This is a genomic window from Achromobacter sp. DH1f, from assembly GCF_000633435.1.
In the GTDB taxonomy this organism is placed as follows: domain Bacteria; phylum Pseudomonadota; class Gammaproteobacteria; order Burkholderiales; family Burkholderiaceae_B; genus Achromobacter; species Achromobacter deleyi.
Genome location: NZ_AYMF01000025.1, coordinates 73981 through 91447, shown reverse-complemented (window position 1 = coordinate 91447; position 17467 = coordinate 73981). Strand labels below are relative to the sequence as shown.

Below are 17467 nucleotides of genomic sequence, written 5' to 3'. Positions count from 1 at the left end.
CCATGCCGTGGATCGTCAGGATGGGTCCGGCGGCCTCACGCCGCCGGACGGGGAAATCAGGCCGCCTTGAGCTGCGCGGAGCTGAAGCCGTACTTGGTGTCCAGCCCCAGTTCGCGCACGATGCGCAGCCCCTTGGCCAGGGCCTCGCCCTCCAGGCCGCGCAGCGGACGGCGCAGGTCGCCCACCGGCAGGCCCACCGCCTTCATCAGCGACTTGATGGCCACCGGGTTGATGGCCGAATACGAGTAGTGCAGCATCGGCAGCAGGCCCAGGTAGCCTTCGCGGAAGCTGACCGACACGTCGGGCGTGTCCCACGGACGCGAGATGTCGGCCATTTCAGCCGGCGCGATGTTGCCGGTCATGTTGGCGGTGCCATGGCCGCCCAGGCTCATGGTGGGCACCACCAGCCCCAGATTGGGCGAATCGCAGCACATCACCGACACGTCGGGACGGCCGCGCAGCACCTGCGCCACCTGGCCCACGCGCGTGGTCGATTCCTTGTGCACCACGTAGTTCGGGTGCTTGAAGATGCGCAGCAGCTGGTCCCAGTGCAGGTCGCTCTTGACCCGCGGCGGGTTGTTGTAGATGCCCAGCGGCAGGTCGGTGGCGTCGCCCACTTCCAGGAAGTAGGCTTCGGTATCGGCTTCGGACGCGCAGATGTAGGCCGGCGCGGCCAGGATCGCGCCATCGGCGCCGTTGGCCTGCGCGAACTTCAGGTATTCGATGGTGCTGTCGGTGTTGTTGCCGGTGCAGCCGTAGAACAGCTTCATCTTGCCGCTCTTCATCTTGGCCGTCTCGACGATGACCTGGCGGCGCTCTTCCGGGGACAGCAGCGACACCTCGCCGGTGGAGCCCATGATGAGCACCGCGGCGGTGCCGTTGTCCTCCTGGAACTTCAGCAGGCTGCGAAAGGCGCTGAAATCGACGCTGCCGTCGCGGTTGAACGGCGTCACGATAGCGACGAAGGACCCCTGGATTTTCATTTTGCTCATGAACCACTCCACATGCGGAAGGACTGCTCGACAAAAAAGCCAGGGGCGCGCGTGATCGGCGCTACCACCTGACCATTCCCCTTGTTGCTTACGCAGTATAGGAAGAGCGGCCCCGAAAATTTTTCTATTTTCCACACTTTAAGCGGGTCCGAAAGACAAAGAATTTCTAAGGCAATGCGTTTAAGTTATGAGGATTTCCATAACAATACGTTTTTGACTGCGTGCCCCTCATGTCCGAAGCGACCTCTCGCCATCCGTCCCTGTCTCATTGGGGCGCCTACACCGCACTGGTACGCGATGGCCGCGTGGTGGGCTGCGAACCCTTCGCCCACGACCAGGCACCGTCCCCACTTATTCACACGATGCCCGACATGGTGCATTCGCCGCTGCGCATCGCGCGCCCCAGCGTGCGCGCCAGCTGGCTCAAGCATCGCGGCACGCCGGAATTGCGCGGCGTGGACGGCTATGTCGAAGTCGATTGGGATACCGCGCTGGACCTGGTGCAGGGCGAGCTGCAACGGGTGCGCGCGCAATATGGCCCCACCGCGATCTTCGGCGGCTCGTACGGCTGGTCGTCGGCCGGGCGCCTGCACCATGCGCGCACGCTGACGCACCGCTTCCTGTATGCCGGCGGCGGCTGCGTCGACCAATCGGGCAACTACAGCTGGGGCGCGGCCCAATTCCTGCTGCCGCACATCATCGGCACCTACGCACCGGTCACCGGCCGCATCACCGACTGGAACAGCGTCGTGAAACACACGCGGCTGCTGATCGCGTTTGGCGGCATCCCCTTGCGCAACACGCAGATCGCCTCCGGCGGCGCGGGCGACCACAGCGCCCCGGGCTGGCTGGCCCAGGCCCGCCAGGCCGGCATCCGCAGCGTGGTCATCAGCCCCACCCGCGGCGACTCACCGGATGCGCTGGCCGCCGAATGGATACCCATCCGGCCCAATACCGACGCCGCGATGATGCTGGGCATGGCCCACACGCTGCTGGTCGAAGGCCGCCACGACCAAGCGTTCGTGGCCCAGTACTGCAACGGCTTCGAGGCCTATGCCGACTACGTGCTGGGCCGCCGCGACGGCCAGCCCAAATCGGCGGCCTGGGCCGAGGCCATCTGCGGCGTGCCCGCCGCCACCATCCGCGAACTGGCGCTGGCCGCGGCCGGCTGCCGCACGCTGCTGTCGTTGTCGTGGTCGTTGCAGCGCGGCCATCGCGGCGAACAACCCTATTGGGGCAGCGTGGCGCTGGCTGCGCTGCTGGGCCAGATCGGCCTGCCCGGAGGCGGCTTCGCCTTCGGCCACGGGTCCATGAACGGCGCCGGCAATCCGCGCCCCGACCTGCCCGCCCCCGAGATGCGCGCCGGCCGCAACCCGGCCGCCACGTCCATTCCGGTGGCGCGCCTGACCGACATGCTGCTTACGCCGGGCGAGTCCTATGAATTCAACGGCAAGACCGGCGTCTATCCCGACATCCGGCTGGTCTACTGGGCGGGCGGCAATCCGTTCCACCACCACCAGGACCTGAACCGCCTGGCGCAGGCCTGGACGCGGCCCGAGACCATCATCGTGCACGAGCCCTGGTGGACGCCCACCGCGCGCCGCGCCGACATCGTGCTGCCCGCCACCACCACGCTTGAACGCAACGACATCGGCGGCTCGTCGCGCGACCGCTACATCCTGGCCATGCGCCAGGCGGTGGCGCCGGTGGGCCACAGCCGCAACGACTTCGACATCTACCGCGAACTGGCCGCGCGCGGCGGCTTCGAACACGCCTATACCGAAGGCCGCGACGAAATGGCCTGGATCCGCCACATCTACGAACAGATGCGGCCGGCCTGGGAAGCCGCGCAACTGACGCTGCCCGCGTTCGACGAATTCTGGGACCGCGGCCACATTGCGCTGCCGCCGCCCACGCGCGACTTCGTGCTGTTCGAGCAGTTCCGCCAGGACCCCGCCGCGCATCCGCTCAAGACCCGCTCGGGCAAGCTGGAACTGCACAGCGAGGCCATTGCCGAATTCGGCTACGACGACTGCCCGCCCCACCCCGCCTGGCTGCCGCCGGTGGAATGGCTGGGCGCCGAGCGCGCCGCGCGCTGGCCGCTGCACCTGGTGACCTGCCAGCCCGCCGACCGGCTGCACTCGCAGCTGGACCCCGCGCCCGCCACCCGCCGGAACAAGGTGGCCGGACGCGAAGCGGTGCTGCTGCATCCCGATGATGCCGCCGAACGCGGCATCGCGCAGGGCGACGTGGTGCGCATTTTCAACGACCGCGGCGCCTGCCTGGGCGGCGCGCAGCTCAGCGGCGATCTATTGCGCGGCGTGGTGGTAATGCCCACCGGGGCGTGGTTCGATCCGCAAGGCGCAGCATTGGAACGCCACGGCAATCCCAACGTGCTGACGGTGGACGTGGGCACGTCACGGCTGGCACAAGGGCCCAGCGCGCTGTCGGCGCTGGTGCAGGTGGAACGCTGGCAAGGCGCCGCGCCTGCGGTGCAGGCGTTTGAACCCCCGGCGCTGGAAACGCTGACGGACGGCGGCGCGGCCGCGCGCTAGCGGCCGGGACGCAGCCGCCTCGCGCCGCGCGGCCCGCGTCATGCCGCAGCCGCAGTGTCCGTCGAGGTGTCTCGCAGAAAAGCGAGCACGCGTTCGTTCTGGCCGCGCACGAAGTGGCGCTCTTGCGGCAGCAGCGTCACGTTGGCCTGCGGCACCAGGCGCTGCAGGCGGTCGCAGGTGCCCTGCGAGTCCAGCATGACGTCGCGCCCCCCGACCACCACAAGCAGCGGCGGCGCCAACTGGCGCAAGGCCTCGTCGCTGAACACCGGAATCTTGCCGAAGCGGGACCGAAAACCCTGATCGATGGCGCGCATCAAGTCGAACTGGGCGCGATCGGCGGGCGCCGGATCGGCCGGCAGCACGCCGATGATGCGGCGGCGTATCAGCGCACGCCCCGCCGGCCCCAGCAACAACAGCGGCAGGACCCAGGGCAGGATGTTCTTCTGCCGGCCAATGCCCGACGGGCACAGCAACGCCAGGCGTTCCACCCGGGCCGGGCGGCGCACCGCGAAGTCCAGCGCCATCCAGGCACCCAACGAAATGCCGCAGAACGCGGCGCGCGCGATGCCCAGCCCGTCCAGCACCGCATCCAGCCACGCGGCATGCGCGTCGCCATCGAGCGGCAGGCGTGCGGGCGCACTCAGCCCCGCCTCGCCGATCAGGTCGATGGCGTAGAGGCGGAAATGCGGCGCCCAGGCCTCGGCCTGCCGTTGCCAGCTGGCTGCGGTGCTTTGGGCGCCGTGCAGCAACACCAGTGGCGGCGCATCTTCGCGGCCGCACACCAGCACGTGCGTGTCGCCGACGGGCGTGGGCACCGTCTGGCGCCCCCACCCTTGCGGCCAGTGGGCGAGCGCGGCGTCGTAAGCCGCGCGCACGGCTTGCGCGTGGCGCTCAGACTTGTAGACCGGATTCATGCCGGCACGTTGCCGCGATAGCGCAGATGGATCAGCGGATACGGCCGTCCCTGGCTGTCCTGGCCGGACCGGCCGATGCGTTCGAAACCCAGCCGTTCGTAAAAGCCCACGGCCTGGCCGTTCTGCTCGTTCACGTCCGTCGCCAGTTCCGGATGGCGCCGCAGCGCATCCTGCACCAGCAGGCGGCCGACGCCCGTGCCACGATGGTCCGGGTCCACGAACAGGGCTTCCATGCGGTCGCCGTCCAGCAGCATGAAGGCAACGGGGCGATCAGCCGCGTCCACGGCCAGATCGAGCGTGGCAGCGGGCAAAAAGCCGACGACTTCGGCGTCGATGGCAAGGCGGTCTTCGGGGGTCAGGAAGTGATGCGTGGCATCGACGGCGCGGCGCCAGATGTCGACGACGGCGGCGCCATCGGCAGGCGTGGAGGGTCTAAGCGTGAACATGATTCAAGAAAGGCGGTGTCAATGGGAAGAAGGCGGCAAGATACACGCTTGCCGGCCGGCGCCGCGGCTCAACCCGCGGCGGTGCGTTGTTCGATGGCGCGGATCACCGCCACCATGTCGGAAGTACCCAGGCCCAGCGCCTCGGTCTCGCCATACAGCGCATGGCTGGCGTCCAGCAGCGGCGAGGCGATGCCGATGCTGCGCGCGGCCTCGGCCACCAGGCGGCTGTTCTTGAGCACATCGGTAATGGCGGCCTGCACCGAGTAGTCCTGCGTGACCAGCTTGCCCAGTTTCACGCGGGACACGTCGCTGGCCATCGGCCCGGCGTTCAGCACGTCGGCAAACAGCGCCAGGTCGATGCCCTGGCGTTCGGCGAAATGCACGGATTCGGTCAGGCCGGTGACCATGGTGATCAAAAACAGGTTCACGGCCAGCTTCATGGCCAGCGCCGACGGCACGGCGCCACAGACGAAACTGTCGCGGCATAGCGGCTGCACCAGCGTGCGGATCGCGGCCACGTCGTCGGGTTCGCCGGCCAGCATCACCACCAGCTGGCCCGCTTCGGCGGGCTTGCGCGAGCCGGACACCGGCGCCTCGACATAACGGCCGCCGGCCGCCCGGATGTCCGCGCCCAGCTGGCGCGAGACGTCCGTCGACGTGGTGCCCATGTTGACGATCAGGTGCCCTTGCACCCGCGCGGCAAAGTCTGGCGTGCCACGGCCCAGCGTGGCGTCGATGGCGGCGTCGTTGGCCAGCATCAGGATGACCGTGCGGCATTGCGCGTAGACCTCATCGATCGTGTCGGCAATGTGGGCGCCCGCCGCGCGCAAGGCGTCGAAGCTGCCGCCCGAACGGCTCCAGGCCACCAACGGCGTGCCGGCGCGGGCCAGGTTCAGCGCCATGGGCGTCCCCATGACGCCCAGGCCGATGAATCCGATAGTCATGCGTGTCTCCTGCGTGTTTCTGGTGAGGAAAAGGGTTGCGCGGAAAGCGGCCTTGCACCCGCCTCAATGCGGTGCGGAGTCGATCCGCAGGCCGGCGGCCTTCCAGGCCGGAAAGCCATCGCCCAGTCGCTGCGCCTGAAACCCGTTGGCGCGCAGCAGTGCCACGGCCCGCATCGACAGCACGCAGTAGCGGCCGCCGCAGTAGGCCACGATGGCCTGGTCGCGCGGCAACTGCGCCAGGTGGGCCTCCAGCGCTTCGGTAGGCAGGTTGACCGCCCCCGGAATGTGGCCGGCGGCGTAATCGTCGGGCGAACGCACGTCCAGCAGCAGCGCGCCGTCGTCCAGCTTGGCGACCAGCGCTTCGATGGACACGGCTTCGAGCTGCTCTGGGCGGTTCACGCTGTCGGACGCCACGCGCTGCATCTCCTGGCGCTGGTGCGCCAGGTAATCCTGCAAGGCCGACAGCACTTCAGACACGGGCCCCGCGCCGCCGCGGTACAGCACGTGCTTGCCATCGCGGCGCGACTGGATGAAGCCGGCGCGCTTGAGCTGCTGCAAGTGTTGCGAGGCATTGGTGATCGACAGGCCGGACAGCAGTGCCAGCTGCTCGACCGTGCTTTCACGTTGCAGCACGGCCTGCAACAGGGCCAGGCGATGGGGATGCCCCAACGTCTTGGCGGCGTCCGCCAGGTCATCGAGCGAGTCGGCGGGGTCGGCCAGGGGCAAGGGCATAGACGGGGACGGCGGCAGGGTCTTCATTGACGGGAACATAGCATCTTCCTATCATTCCATCATTTGTTGGATTGATAATTTTAAAGGAGACACGTCCATGTCATCGAGCCCGAGCCTGACGGCGGCGGAACCGGCGTCCGCGTCCTGGGGCGACCTGCTGCGCGGCGGCAATGGCCTGCGTTCGATCGCCCTGGCCGGCGGCGTGGCGCTGCACGCCGTCAACATCTACGTGGTCACCACCATCCTGCCCACGATCATCCAGGAGATCGGCGGCCTGACGTATTACGCATGGAACACCACCCTGTTCGTGGCCGCGTCCATCGTCGGCTCGGCGCTGTCGGCCAAGCTGATCGAGCAACTGGGGCCACGCCTGGCGTACCTGGTGGCGCTGGCGGTGTTCTCGATCGGTGCGGTGGCCTGCGCGATGGCGCCGTCGATGCCGGTGCTGCTGCTGGGGCGCACCGTGCAGGGCCTGGGCGGCGGCGTGCTGTTTGCGCTGAGCTACGCGCTGATCCGCGTGGTGTTCGACGCCCGGCTGTGGCCGCGCGCCATGGCGCTGGTGTCGGGCATGTGGGGCGTGGCCACGCTGGGCGGCCCCGCCATCGGCGGGATGTTCGCGCAAAGCGGCCACTGGCGGCCGGCGTTCTGGGTACTGGTGCCGGTGGCGCTGCTGCTGGCGCTGATCGTGGCCAGCCAATTTCGCGGCAAGGCCGCGGCCGACGCGCCGCCCGGCCGCGTGCCGTGGCTGACCATCGCGTTGCTGGTGCTGTCGGTGCTGGCGATTTCCGCCGCCAGCCTGTCGCAGCGGCTGCTCTGGAATGCCGCCGGCATCGCGGCCGGCGTAGCCATCGCCGCCTTGATCGTGCGCATCGACAGGCTCGCCCGCGCCCGGCTGCTGCCCAGCGGCGCCTACTCGCTGCGCGCACCGCTGGGCGTGCTGTACGCCGTGATGAGCCTGCTGGTGGCGGCGCTGACCACCGAGATCTTCGTGCCGTATTTCCTGCAGGTGGTACACCAGCAGACGCCGCTGGCCGCGGGCTACATGACCGCGATGATGGCCGGCGGCTGGACGGTGGCGTCGGTGTACAGCGCCGGCCGCAGCGCCCTGCAAGCGCATCGGCTGATCCGGATCAGTCCATGGGTCGTCTTCGCCGCGATCGTGGCGCTGGCCGCGACCATGCCGGTGACGGCCTGGAATCCGGTGTGGTTCGGCACGGTCATCTACTGCGTGGCGCTGACCGCGGTGGGCTTTGGCATCGGGCTGGCCTGGCCGCACCTGCTGACGCGCGTGTTCTCGGCCGCCGCGCCCGGCGAGGAAAACCTGGCGTCGTCCTCGATCACGACCGTGCAGCTGTATGCCACCGCATTGACCGCCGCGCTGGCGGGCGTGGTGGCCAACGCGGGCGGCCTGACCGAACCCGGCGGCGTGGAGGGCGCGCGGACGGCGGCCCTGGCGCTCTTCGGCGTGTTCGCGCTGGCCCCGGCGCTGGCGGCCGTGCTGGCGGGGCGCCTGGCGCGATAGGACCAGTGCGTCAGCCAAGCACAGCCGGGTTGACCACGTGTATCGGCTTGCCCGCCGCGTACGACACGATCTGGTCAAACACGTCCGAGAACTGCGTTTCGTATTCGTCTTCGGTGACGTAGCCGATATGTGGCGTGCAGATCGCGTTGGGCAATTGCAGCAGCGGATGCTGCGGATCACGCACCGGTTCTTCTTCGAACACGTCCACCGCCGCCGCCCCCGGGCGGCCCGCGCGCAGCGCCTGCACCAGCGCGCCGGGTGCGATCAGCCCCGCGCGGCTGGTGTTCACCAGCAGGGCCGACGGCTGCATGTGCGCCAGATCCTCTGCGGTGACGATGCCGCGGGTGGCCGGCACCAGGCGCATGTGCAGCGACAGCACATCGCTGGTCGCAAAGAACGTCTGCTTGTCGGGCGCCACGGCCCAGCCGTCGTCGCGAGCGCGCTGGCGCGAGGCCTCGCGCGCCCACACCTGCACCTTCATGCCGAAGGCCGCGCCGTAGCGCGCCACCTCGGCGCCGATGCGGCCATAGCCGTAGATGCCCAGCGTGCGTCCGCGCAGCGTGCGGCCCATGCCCGTCTGCCAGACGCCTTCCTTCAACGCCTGCACCTGTTCCGGAATGCGGCGCATGCCGGCCAGCGCCAGCGCCCAGGTCATTTCCGCGGCGGCGTACGACGGCGTGCCGGCGTGCTGGTTCGACGACACGATGACGCCGTGCTCGGTGCAGGCGTCGATGTCGATATGCGGATAGACGCTGCGCTGGCTGATCAGCCGCAGCTTGGGCAGCCGGGCGATCAGCGGCGCACGGATCTGGGTGCGCTCGCGGATCAGCACCAGTATCTCGGTGTCGCGCAGGCGCTCGGCCAGGGCGTCCACGTCCTGCACGTGATCGTTCCAGACGGTCATGGTGTGCCCGTCCAGCTTGCGGAAACAGGGCAAGCCCCGCAGCGTGTCGAAATAGTCGTCCAGAATGGTGATGTTCATGATCTACCTGCCTCCTCGGGAACGAGCATTGTGAGCGCCGCCCCGCGGGCCGTAAAATGAGATTAATTCGCTCATTGATGCGTTTTCCTCATGAAAATAGACGTGCTCGGCGTGCAGGCCTTCGTCGCCATCGCGGACCACAAGAGCTTTCGCCGCGCCGCGAGCGAGCTCAGCATCACCCAGACCGCACTCAGCCGCCGCTTGCAGAACCTGGAATCTTTCCTGGGCGTGCGGCTGGTGGAACGCACCACCCGGTCCGTCGCGCTGACGCCGCCCGGCGACAGCTTCCTGCCGCAGGCGCGGCGGCTGCTGGCCGACCTGGCCGCGGCGCTGACCGAAATCCGTGAAACCGGCAAGGCCCAACGCGGCGACGTGACGCTGGCCTGTGTGCCGACCATCGGCGTGCACTACCTGCCGCAGATCCTGCAACGCTACAGCGCCGAACACCCGCAGAACCGCGTGAAGGTGCTGGACCATTCCTCAGGCGCGGTGGCGCAGGCGGTGCTGACGCGCGAAGCGGAATTCGGCATCAACATCGCCGAATCGCATCCGCCCACGTTGCAGAGCATTCCGCTACTGCAAGACGATTTCGTGCTGATCTGCCGCGACGACCATCCCTTCGCCCGCCGCCGACGACTGCCCTGGAAACAACTGGAAGGCCACCGGCTGATCTTTCCCGGCGCCAGCAGCAACAACCGGCCGCTGCTGGACCACGCGCTGGCCCACCAGGCCTTGCAGCTGTCCGCGTTCTATGAAGTGCAGCGCAGTTCCACCGCGGTCGGCCTGGTGGCGGCCGGCGCCGGCATTGCCGTGGTGCCCCGGCTGGCGTGGCAGGCGGGGTCGTATCCGTCGTTGCGGGTGGTGTCGCTGCACACGCCAGTGGTGGGGCGCACGTTTTCGCTGCTCAGCCGCAAGGGCGCGCACCTGTCGCCTGCCGCGCAGGCCCTGTACGACCTGATCCTGCGCCACCGCGAAGACCTGCCGGCCTAAACGGCCGCGCAGGATTCGAAGCGTTTTAAACAATTGGTGACGCCTTGTCCGGCAAATCGGGTAACAATGCGCCCGCGCCTATCCGCCACAGAGGAATCACCATGAATAAAGCGTTTGCGTTGCTGATCGCCGGCCTGATGCCCCTGGCCGCCGTCGCGGCACAGCCCGATGTCGAGTCCCTGACGTTGAACCCGCAGAACAAGCTGTACTGCAACGCCCAGACCGATTGGTGCGTCGGCATCAAGACGGACGGCTCGATGCAGGACAACGGCCCCTTCGCCACCAGCCGCACGCTGCGCGCCGAATGGCCTTTCTGGGACCTGCCCGACATTCCGAATTTCTCGCACTTCACCGTCTGGCCGCACCTGATCCGCCTGGACGAAGAACGCGCCCTGGTCGGCGTGATCGGCCCAACCGAGCCGGACTACAAGGAAGAAATCCAGTTCTCCGGCGGCAGCTTCGCACGCAAGGACCTGTACCTGTTCATGGTCAACCTGGGCGACAACGTGTCCGGCCTGGTGCACGTGATGCCCTACACCGCCAACGCCCGCATCCGCGCCTGCTTCAATGACGCAGACGAGACCCGGCGGGGCGGCGACTGCATCGATACCTACCGCTTCCAGGCGGCCCTGAAGGCGCTGCCGGGCGGCAAGTATCCGGATCTGCAGGTCACCACCCACGCCACGCGTGCGCCGGCCGGCGTCAGCCGCTATGCGGACTCAAGCAAGCTGCCGGCGCCCACCGAAGCCCAGAAGGCGCCGCAGACCGACAAGCAATGCAGCTACACGGTGACCTACAAGTGGCACGAAGACACGTCGGTCTATCGGCCCGCGACGCCGGTGCCCGATTGCGCCGAGTTCCTGCAAGCGCAGCCGAAGAAGTAGTAGACCGGCAGTAGACCGGCCGGGCAGCCCGCGTCAGTCGGCGTAGCCCGGGTTGCGTCGGTCCAGCCGGCGCAGCAGGCCGGGCCAGGCCAGCGCGGCCTTGTGCGCGCGATCGGCCGGGGATTCGACCGCGGCGCGCGCCAGGATCTCGGGCGGGATGTAGGTGAGTTCGCCGCCCGCCTGGGCCCGCACCTGCACCATGCAGGCCGCTTCCAGCCGGTGCATGGCCTGGAAGGCCTCGGCCATGGTCTGGCCCACCGTCAGCAAGCCATGGTTGCGCAGGATCAGGTAGTTGTTGCTGCCCAGGTCGCGCACCAGCCGCGGCTGCTCTTCGGGGTTGAGCGCCAGCCCTTCGTAGTCGTGGTAGCTGAGCGAGCGCAGCGCGATGAACGCAAACTGCGACAGCGGCAGCAAGCCGCCCTTCTGTGCCGACACCGCCACGCCGTTGATCGAATGCGTGTGCAGCACGCACATGGCATCCTTGCGGGCCGCGTGGATACAGCTGTGGATGGTGAAGCCGGCCGGGTTGATGTCGTATTCCGAGTCCATCACCTTGCGGCCGTCCAGGTCGATCTTGACCAGGCTGGACGCGGTGATTTCGTCGAACATCATGCCGTAGGGGTTGATCAGGAAGTGCTCGGTGCCCGGCACCTTGGCCGTGATGTGCGTGAAGATCAGGTCGTCCCAGCCAAACAGCGCCACCAGCCGGTACAGCGCCGCGAGATCCTTGCGGACCTGCCATTCCGTTTCGCCGACCTGTTCGCGCACGCTGGCGCCCTTGCCTACCGTATCCATGCTGTCTCCCGTTATGGTGTTCTGCCCGCGGCATCCGCGCCACGGGTGCCTGGCACTGTACTACTGCGCCGCGCCGCGCAAAATGGCCGCCAGCGCCTGCGCCAGGGCCTCGCAGCGCGCGGGCGTGCCTTGCGCGATGCCGAACACCAGCCCCGGCACTGGCGCCGCGAGGCAAAACTCGGAAAATGTCCGGGCGCCGTAGCCGCGTTCGGCCAGCGCCTGCACCACGCGGCGATCGTCCACGCCGTGGTCACGCAGCCGCACCGCCAGCTTCAATCCGCCGCCGCCATCAGCCACTTCCAGCCATTCGCCGCAGTGCTGCGTCAGCGCGCGCACCAGGTTGTGCATGCGTTCGGCGTACACGCCGCGCATGCGGCGGATGTGGCTGCGGAAATGGCCGTCGTTCAGGAAATCGGCCAAGCCCGCCTGGATATGGATCGGCACATCGCCCTGGCGCAGGGCCATGTCGGCATGGCAGGCGGCCACCAATTCCGGCGGCAGGATGGCATAGGCCACGCGCAGCCCCGGCGCCAGCGTCTTGGAAAACGTGCCGACGTAGGCCACGCGCTGACCGGTGTCGATGCCTTGCAGCGCGGCGATGGGCCGGGCGTCGTAGCGGAATTCGCTGTCGTAGTCGTCTTCGATGATGAAGGCGCCGTGCCGCTGCGCGGCGTCCAGCAGCGCCAGCCGGCGCGGCAGGCTCATCGTGACGCCCGTGGGGCACTGGTGCGAAGGCGTCACGTAGATCAGGCGCGGGCCGGCGCCCGCTGCGCGCGACAGGTCGATGCCGTCGTCGTCGCACGGCACCGGCACCAGCTGCGCGCCCGCCCGCAGCAGCAAGGCGCGCGCACGGGGCCAGCCGGGGTCTTCGATCCAGGCCGTGTCGGCTCGCGGCGCCAAGGTCACGCGGGCCAGGGTATCGATGGCAGCGGCCGCCGACGGAAACACGGCCACCTGATCCGCTTGCGCCACCACGCCGCGCGCGGTGCTGGCGTGCGCCAGGATGGCGGCCCGCAGCGCTGGCAGGCCGGCCACCGGCCCGTAGCCCAGGTCGTGGATGCGCAACGACTTGATCCGGCCGCCCACGCAGCGCGCCCACGCCGCCGCCGGAAAACTCTTCAGGTCCGGCACGCCGGGCTGGAACGGCAAGGCGCGCGGGGCCGGCGTCGCGGCTGCGGGCAGCGATTCGGCGGGCGCCTTGCCCGCCGATGCCGGCGCACGGCCACGCGCGGCCCCCGCCAGCGGCCGGGGCCGCGCCGTCGACACCCGCGTGCCCGACCCGCGCACGGTCTCGACATAGCCTTCGGCGCGCAGGCGTTCGTAGGCCTGCACCACCGTCGACCGGGCAATGCCCAGCGACAGCGCCAGCGCGCGAGTCGACGGCAACGGTTCGCCCGCGCCCAGCCGGCCGGCGCGCACCCGTTCGCGGATGGCGCGGCACAGCTGGCCTTCGAGATCGCCCTGGGGCCGGTCAAGCACCAGCCAGGTCACGGCTTGGGAAGTCATGGGCAAGGATGCAAAAAAAAGCGCGCGCATCGCGCAGCGGGTCTTGCGGGAATTTTAGGGGCAACGCCGCGTCGATGGACGGCCACTGGTAGGACGGACATCGGCAAAGCGGACGGTTCGCGCGCCAAGGATCGGCGCTACAACGAGGGCCCCGATCCGCTTCACACACAGCTTCCCACACAGCTTCACACACAGATTCCACGTGCTGACCTCTACGCTTCTTATCACCGGCGGCGCCCTGGCTGGCGGCCTGGTGTCCGGACTGACCGGCTTTGGCACCGGCCTCACGGCGCTGCCGATCTGGCTCCTGGCCCTGCCCCCGGCCCTGGCCTCGCCGCTGGTCATCCTCTGTTCGGTGACGTCGCAGTTGCAGACGCTGCCGTCGATCTGGCACGCCATCGACCTGCGCCGGTCGGCCCCCTTCATCGTGGGGGGCTTGCTGGGTGTGCCGGTCGGCGTCGCGGCGCTGCCTTATGTCTCGCCGCGGCTGTTCGAGGGCGGACTCGGCGTGATCCTGGTGACGCTGTGCGCCTTGTTGCTGCTCAATGGCCAGGCCCGCCTGCCGCGCACGCACCCGCGGATCACGCTTCTCGCCGACGGCCTGGTGGGGTTGGGCGGCGGCCTGCTGGGCGGCATTGCGGGCCTGTCCGGCCCCCTGCCCACGCTGTGGGCCGGCCTGCAGGGCTGGACCAAGGACGAGCGCCGCGCGGTGTTCCAGTCGTTCAACCTGTCGATCCTGACCGTGGCGCTGGTCTCGCAGGCCGTGTCGGGCATCGTCACCGCCGAGGTCGTCTCGCTGGCCTGGCAGGCCCTGCCCGGCACGATCGTCGGGTCGTGGCTGGGGCGGCGGCTTTACCACCGCATCAATGTCGTGGTCTTCAACCGCATCGTGCTGCTGACGCTGCTGGCGGCGGGGGCCAACATGATGCTTCGGGTGCTGTGAAGCGTCTTGCGCCCGCGACACATTAGGACAGATTTACGCAAAAACTCGACACTTTTTAACGTGTATTGGCTCTGATTCCCCTACAATTCAGCAATAATTCAGGTTCGTCGGCCTCGAGGACCGGCGCCATTGCCAGGGATGACGAGACAACATGCACAACGCCATCAGGATTTTCGTCGGCTGCGACCCCAACGATTGCGACCTGGAACAGATGATGGTGCTGGAATACAGCGCCCGCAAACATGCATCCCGCCCGGTCGAGATCACCTGGATGCGCCTGTCGCGCGACCCCGCCAGCCCCTGGTATTGCGACCCCGCGCGCGGCCGCGGCTGGCGCACTGAAAAATGGTCGACGCCGTTCTCGGCATTCCGTTGGGCGGTACCCGCCGCCGCCGGCTTCCAGGGCCGCGCCCTGTACATGGACGCCGACATGCTGGTGCGTTGCGACATGGCCGAGCTCTGGGACCTGCCCCTGCACGGTGATGCCATCGTCGCCGGCCGCCGCGATGGCGACGGCAACGGTTGGCGCTCGTGCGTGGCCTTGTGGGACTGCGAACGCGCACGCGCCCATCTGCCGTCCCTGGAAGCGCTGCGCGCCAAGCGCCACGCCAACCGCGAGATGAAGCAATACTTCGCCGATCGGCCGCACCTGGTGCAGCACCTGGACGCCCGCTACAACAGCATCGACGGCGAAGGCCTGGCCGCAGACGACATCCGCATCCTGCACTACTCCGACATGGGCACGCAGTTCTCGCACCGCTACGCGCTGCCGCGCCTGCGCGCCGAAGGCCGCCATCACTGGTTCGATGGCGAAGTCGTGCCGCACGCCCGCCACGACCTGACCGAGCTGTTCGACCGCGACTACCGCGACGCCATCGATGCCGGCTACACGCCGGACGCCTACCGCAACGCCGTCCCGTTCGGCGACGTGGTCAAGGCTTCGCAGAAGGACTACACCGGCAACCGGCCGCGGCCCGAGCGCCGCTCGTGGTTCCAGCGGCTTTGGGCCGGCGCGGCGCGCGGCTGACAATAGCCATTCCCCCCTGCCTGATCGCGACGACGCGCGCACGCTCTCCTGCGCGCTCGGGCGCGGATAAGGCACGCCCGGCCTCCTGTAAAGCCCACGGCGCGCGAGCGTCCAGGATGTGTTTATAGCCAATCCATATTGGCGGCGCGGCGGCGCGCTACCTACACTGGGTTCACGCGATTTCGGCTTTGTCTCCGTATCACACGTTCCAGCCGGCTTGCCCTGCAAGCCGGTTATTTTTTTCGCCGCCGCTTTCCCCCGATGCCCAAGATCCTACGTTTCAATGCCTTCCTGATGAACTGTGCAGGCGGGCACCTGGCGCCGGGACAATGGCGGCACGGGCCGGATGCGGCGGCCTCGTATCTGGACGCCGAACACTGGACGAATCTCGCCCGCCTGCTGGAAGCCGCGTGCTTTGACGCACTGTTCCTGGGTGATGTGCTGGGCGTGTATGACGTCTACGGCGGCAGCGCCGACGCGGTGCTGCGTTCGGGTGCGCAGACCCCGATGAACGATCCGTTTCCGCTGGCCGCCCTCATGGCGGGTGCGACGCACCACCTGGGGTTCGGCATCACCGCGTCTTCTTCGTACGAAGCGCCCTACGTGCTGGCACGCCGCTTCACCACGCTGGACCATCTGTCGCGCGGCCGCATCGCGTGGAACGTCGTGACGTCGTACCTGGACAGCGGCGCGCGCAGCCTGGGGCGCGACGCCTTGATGTCGCATGACCAGCGCTACGACCTGGCCGATGAATGCCTGGATATCTTCTACCAGCTGTGGGAACGCAGCTGGGACGACGCCGCCGTGGTGCACGGCGCGCGCGACGGGCTGTACGCCGACCCCGCGCATATCCGCCCCGTGCGCTATCGCGGCCGCTACCTGCAATCCGAAGGCGTGTACCAATGCGAGCCTTCGCCGCAACGCACGCCGGTGCTGTTCCAGGCCGGCGGCTCGGCGCGCGGGCTGGGGTTCGCCGCGCGCCACGCCGAATGCGTGTTCGTGGGCGCGCCGACGCTGGCCGGCACACGCAAGGCCACGGCCCAGGTGCGCGAGGCCGTGGCCGCCGCCGGCCGCGACCCGCGTGCCGTCAAGATCTACGCCATGTTCACCGTCATCGTCGACGCCGACGATGCCGCCGCCCAGGCCCGCCTGGCGCGCTACCAGGCGCAGGCGGACACCACCGGCGCCGCCGCCTTGCTGGCCGGCTGGACGGGGGTGGACCTGTCGCGCCATGCGCTGGACGATCCGCTCGAATACGTGGACACCATCGCGGGCCAATCGGCGCTGGCGGCGTTCAGCAAGCTGGACCCGACGCGCCGCTGGACGGTGCGCGATGCGATCGACTACGTCGCGCTGGGCGGACGCGGGCCGGTGATTGCCGGCGGCCCGGCCACGGTGGCCGACGCGCTGCAAGCGTGGGCCGACGAGGCCGACCTGGACGGCTTCAACCTGGCTTGCGCCGAAACGCCCGGCACCTACGCCGACATCGCCAGCTACCTGGTGCCCGAGCTGCAACGCCGCGGCGCCTACCCCACGCGCTACGCGCCCGGCACGCTGCGCGAAAAGCTCGGCGCCGCCAGCGCCCGCATCGATGCGGCACACCCGGCGGCGCGCATCGCCGCCGACATCGACCGCCTTGCCGACTGATCTTCCCCTTTCATCGATCCACTGGAACCGACCATGCCCCGTGTTGCCGAACGCGCCCCCGACACCCTCGACCCCGCCCTGCGCGCCCTGTACGACAGCTATACGCAGGGCGGCACGGTGTTCGCCGACCAGTTCTCGGTGCTGGCCCAGGTGGACCCGGCCGCGCGCCACCTGTACGGCATGCTGGCCGAACTGAAGGCGCGCGCCGCCGTGCCGTATCGCTACATCGAAATCGCCATCGTGGTCGTGTCGTTGCTGAACGACTGCCCCTATTGCGTGGCCAGCCACGCGCCGCGCCTGGCGGTCGAAGGCATCACCGAAGCCGGCGCCAACCGCCTGCTGGACTATGCCGACCACCCCGAACTGACCGACGTCGACAAGCTGGTGGTGCGCTACGCCATCGAGGTCACGCGGTCGGCCCAACGCGTGCCCGACGACCTGTTCGACGCATTGCGCGCGCATTTCACCGAAAGCCAACTGGTCGAGCTGACGCTGCGCATCGCGCTGTGCGGCTTTTTCAACCGCTTCAACCAGGCCCTGCAGATCGGCGAACACGCGTCCGACGTGCACGCCTGAATCCTCTTCCTT

General features: G+C 68.7%; 16 protein-coding genes. 8 read left to right on the top strand and 8 right to left on the bottom strand.

The features are described from left to right. Positions 1 to 56: 56 nt before the first annotated feature. Positions 57 to 992 carry a 4-hydroxy-tetrahydrodipicolinate synthase gene (locus U858_RS0121190; protein ID WP_025139165.1) on the bottom strand — a complete coding sequence of 312 codons (936 nt, stop codon included), beginning with the start codon at positions 990 to 992 and terminating at the stop codon, positions 57 to 59. A 230-nt stretch (positions 993 to 1222) separates the two neighbouring features. On the opposite strand from U858_RS0121190, the gene U858_RS0121185 reads away from it, so the two are divergent. Further along, a complete protein-coding gene (locus U858_RS0121185) occupies positions 1223 to 3547 on the top strand; it encodes a molybdopterin guanine dinucleotide-containing S/N-oxide reductase (protein ID WP_025139164.1) in 2325 nt (774 codons plus the stop codon). Between the two features lie 38 nt (positions 3548 to 3585). On the opposite strand, the gene U858_RS0121180 is transcribed toward U858_RS0121185, so the two are convergent. From U858_RS0121180 to U858_RS0121165, 4 genes are all read right to left on the bottom strand, one after another. Then, positions 3586 to 4461 (bottom strand): alpha/beta fold hydrolase, encoded by an 876-nt coding sequence (locus tag U858_RS0121180; RefSeq protein WP_025139163.1) that lies wholly within the window; start codon positions 4459 to 4461, stop codon positions 3586 to 3588. After that, on the bottom strand, positions 4458 to 4907 hold the full coding sequence (locus U858_RS0121175) for an acetyltransferase (RefSeq protein ID WP_025139162.1): 450 nt from the start codon (positions 4905 to 4907) through the stop codon (positions 4458 to 4460). Before U858_RS0121175 ends, U858_RS0121180 begins: the two co-directional genes overlap by 4 nt. A gap of 68 nt (positions 4908 to 4975) precedes the next feature. Continuing rightward, on the bottom strand, positions 4976 to 5851 hold the full coding sequence (locus U858_RS0121170; protein WP_025139161.1) for an NAD(P)-dependent oxidoreductase: 876 nt from the start codon (positions 5849 to 5851) through the stop codon (positions 4976 to 4978). Between the two features lie 63 nt (positions 5852 to 5914). Then, positions 5915 to 6622, bottom strand: coding sequence for a metalloregulator ArsR/SmtB family transcription factor (locus U858_RS0121165; RefSeq protein ID WP_232786576.1), 708 nt, complete (start codon positions 6620 to 6622; stop codon positions 5915 to 5917). Positions 6623 to 6680: 58 nt separating this feature from the next. Here U858_RS0121165 and U858_RS0121160 point away from each other — a divergent pair, with 58 nt between their 5' ends. Next, complete coding sequence (locus U858_RS0121160) at positions 6681 to 8105, top strand: MFS transporter (protein WP_025139159.1); 1425 nt, start codon at positions 6681 to 6683, stop codon at positions 8103 to 8105. A 10-nt stretch (positions 8106 to 8115) separates the two neighbouring features. On the opposite strand, the gene U858_RS0121155 is transcribed toward U858_RS0121160, so the two are convergent. Beyond that, the gene (locus U858_RS0121155; protein WP_025139158.1) at positions 8116 to 9087 is read right to left on the bottom strand and encodes a D-2-hydroxyacid dehydrogenase family protein; all 972 of its coding nucleotides are present in this window, start codon (positions 9085 to 9087) and stop codon (positions 8116 to 8118) included. Between the two features lie 90 nt (positions 9088 to 9177). Here U858_RS0121155 and U858_RS0121150 point away from each other — a divergent pair, with 90 nt between their 5' ends. Together U858_RS0121150 and U858_RS0121145 are read left to right on the top strand one after the other, a co-directional pair. Continuing rightward, entirely contained in the window at positions 9178 to 10077 is a 900-nt protein-coding gene (locus U858_RS0121150) for a LysR family transcriptional regulator (protein WP_025139157.1), read from the top strand. A 101-nt stretch (positions 10078 to 10178) separates the two neighbouring features. Further along, a complete protein-coding gene (locus U858_RS0121145) occupies positions 10179 to 10961 on the top strand; it encodes a hypothetical protein (RefSeq protein WP_025139156.1) in 783 nt (260 codons plus the stop codon). A 33-nt stretch (positions 10962 to 10994) separates the two neighbouring features. On the opposite strand, the gene U858_RS0121140 is transcribed toward U858_RS0121145, so the two are convergent. Both U858_RS0121140 and U858_RS0121135 read right to left on the bottom strand, forming a co-directional pair. Further along, positions 10995 to 11756, bottom strand: coding sequence for a class II aldolase/adducin family protein (locus tag U858_RS0121140; RefSeq protein ID WP_025139155.1), 762 nt, complete (start codon positions 11754 to 11756; stop codon positions 10995 to 10997). A gap of 60 nt (positions 11757 to 11816) precedes the next feature. Beyond that, complete coding sequence (locus tag U858_RS0121135; protein ID WP_025139154.1) at positions 11817 to 13262, bottom strand: PLP-dependent aminotransferase family protein; 1446 nt, start codon at positions 13260 to 13262, stop codon at positions 11817 to 11819. 202 nt (positions 13263 to 13464) lie between these two features. Between U858_RS0121135 and U858_RS0121130 the strand changes: the two genes are divergently transcribed. From U858_RS0121130 to U858_RS0121115, 4 genes are all read left to right on the top strand, one after another. Then, a complete protein-coding gene (locus U858_RS0121130; RefSeq protein ID WP_025139153.1) occupies positions 13465 to 14205 on the top strand; it encodes a sulfite exporter TauE/SafE family protein in 741 nt (246 codons plus the stop codon). A gap of 151 nt (positions 14206 to 14356) precedes the next feature. Next, positions 14357 to 15232 carry a glycosyl transferase gene (locus U858_RS0121125; protein WP_025139152.1) on the top strand — a complete coding sequence of 292 codons (876 nt, stop codon included), beginning with the start codon at positions 14357 to 14359 and terminating at the stop codon, positions 15230 to 15232. A 261-nt stretch (positions 15233 to 15493) separates the two neighbouring features. Then, entirely contained in the window at positions 15494 to 16879 is a 1386-nt protein-coding gene (locus U858_RS0121120; protein WP_025139151.1) for an LLM class flavin-dependent oxidoreductase, read from the top strand. A 33-nt stretch (positions 16880 to 16912) separates the two neighbouring features. Beyond that, positions 16913 to 17455 (top strand): carboxymuconolactone decarboxylase family protein, encoded by a 543-nt coding sequence (locus U858_RS0121115; RefSeq protein ID WP_025139150.1) that lies wholly within the window; start codon positions 16913 to 16915, stop codon positions 17453 to 17455. Positions 17456 to 17467 lie beyond the last annotated feature (12 nt).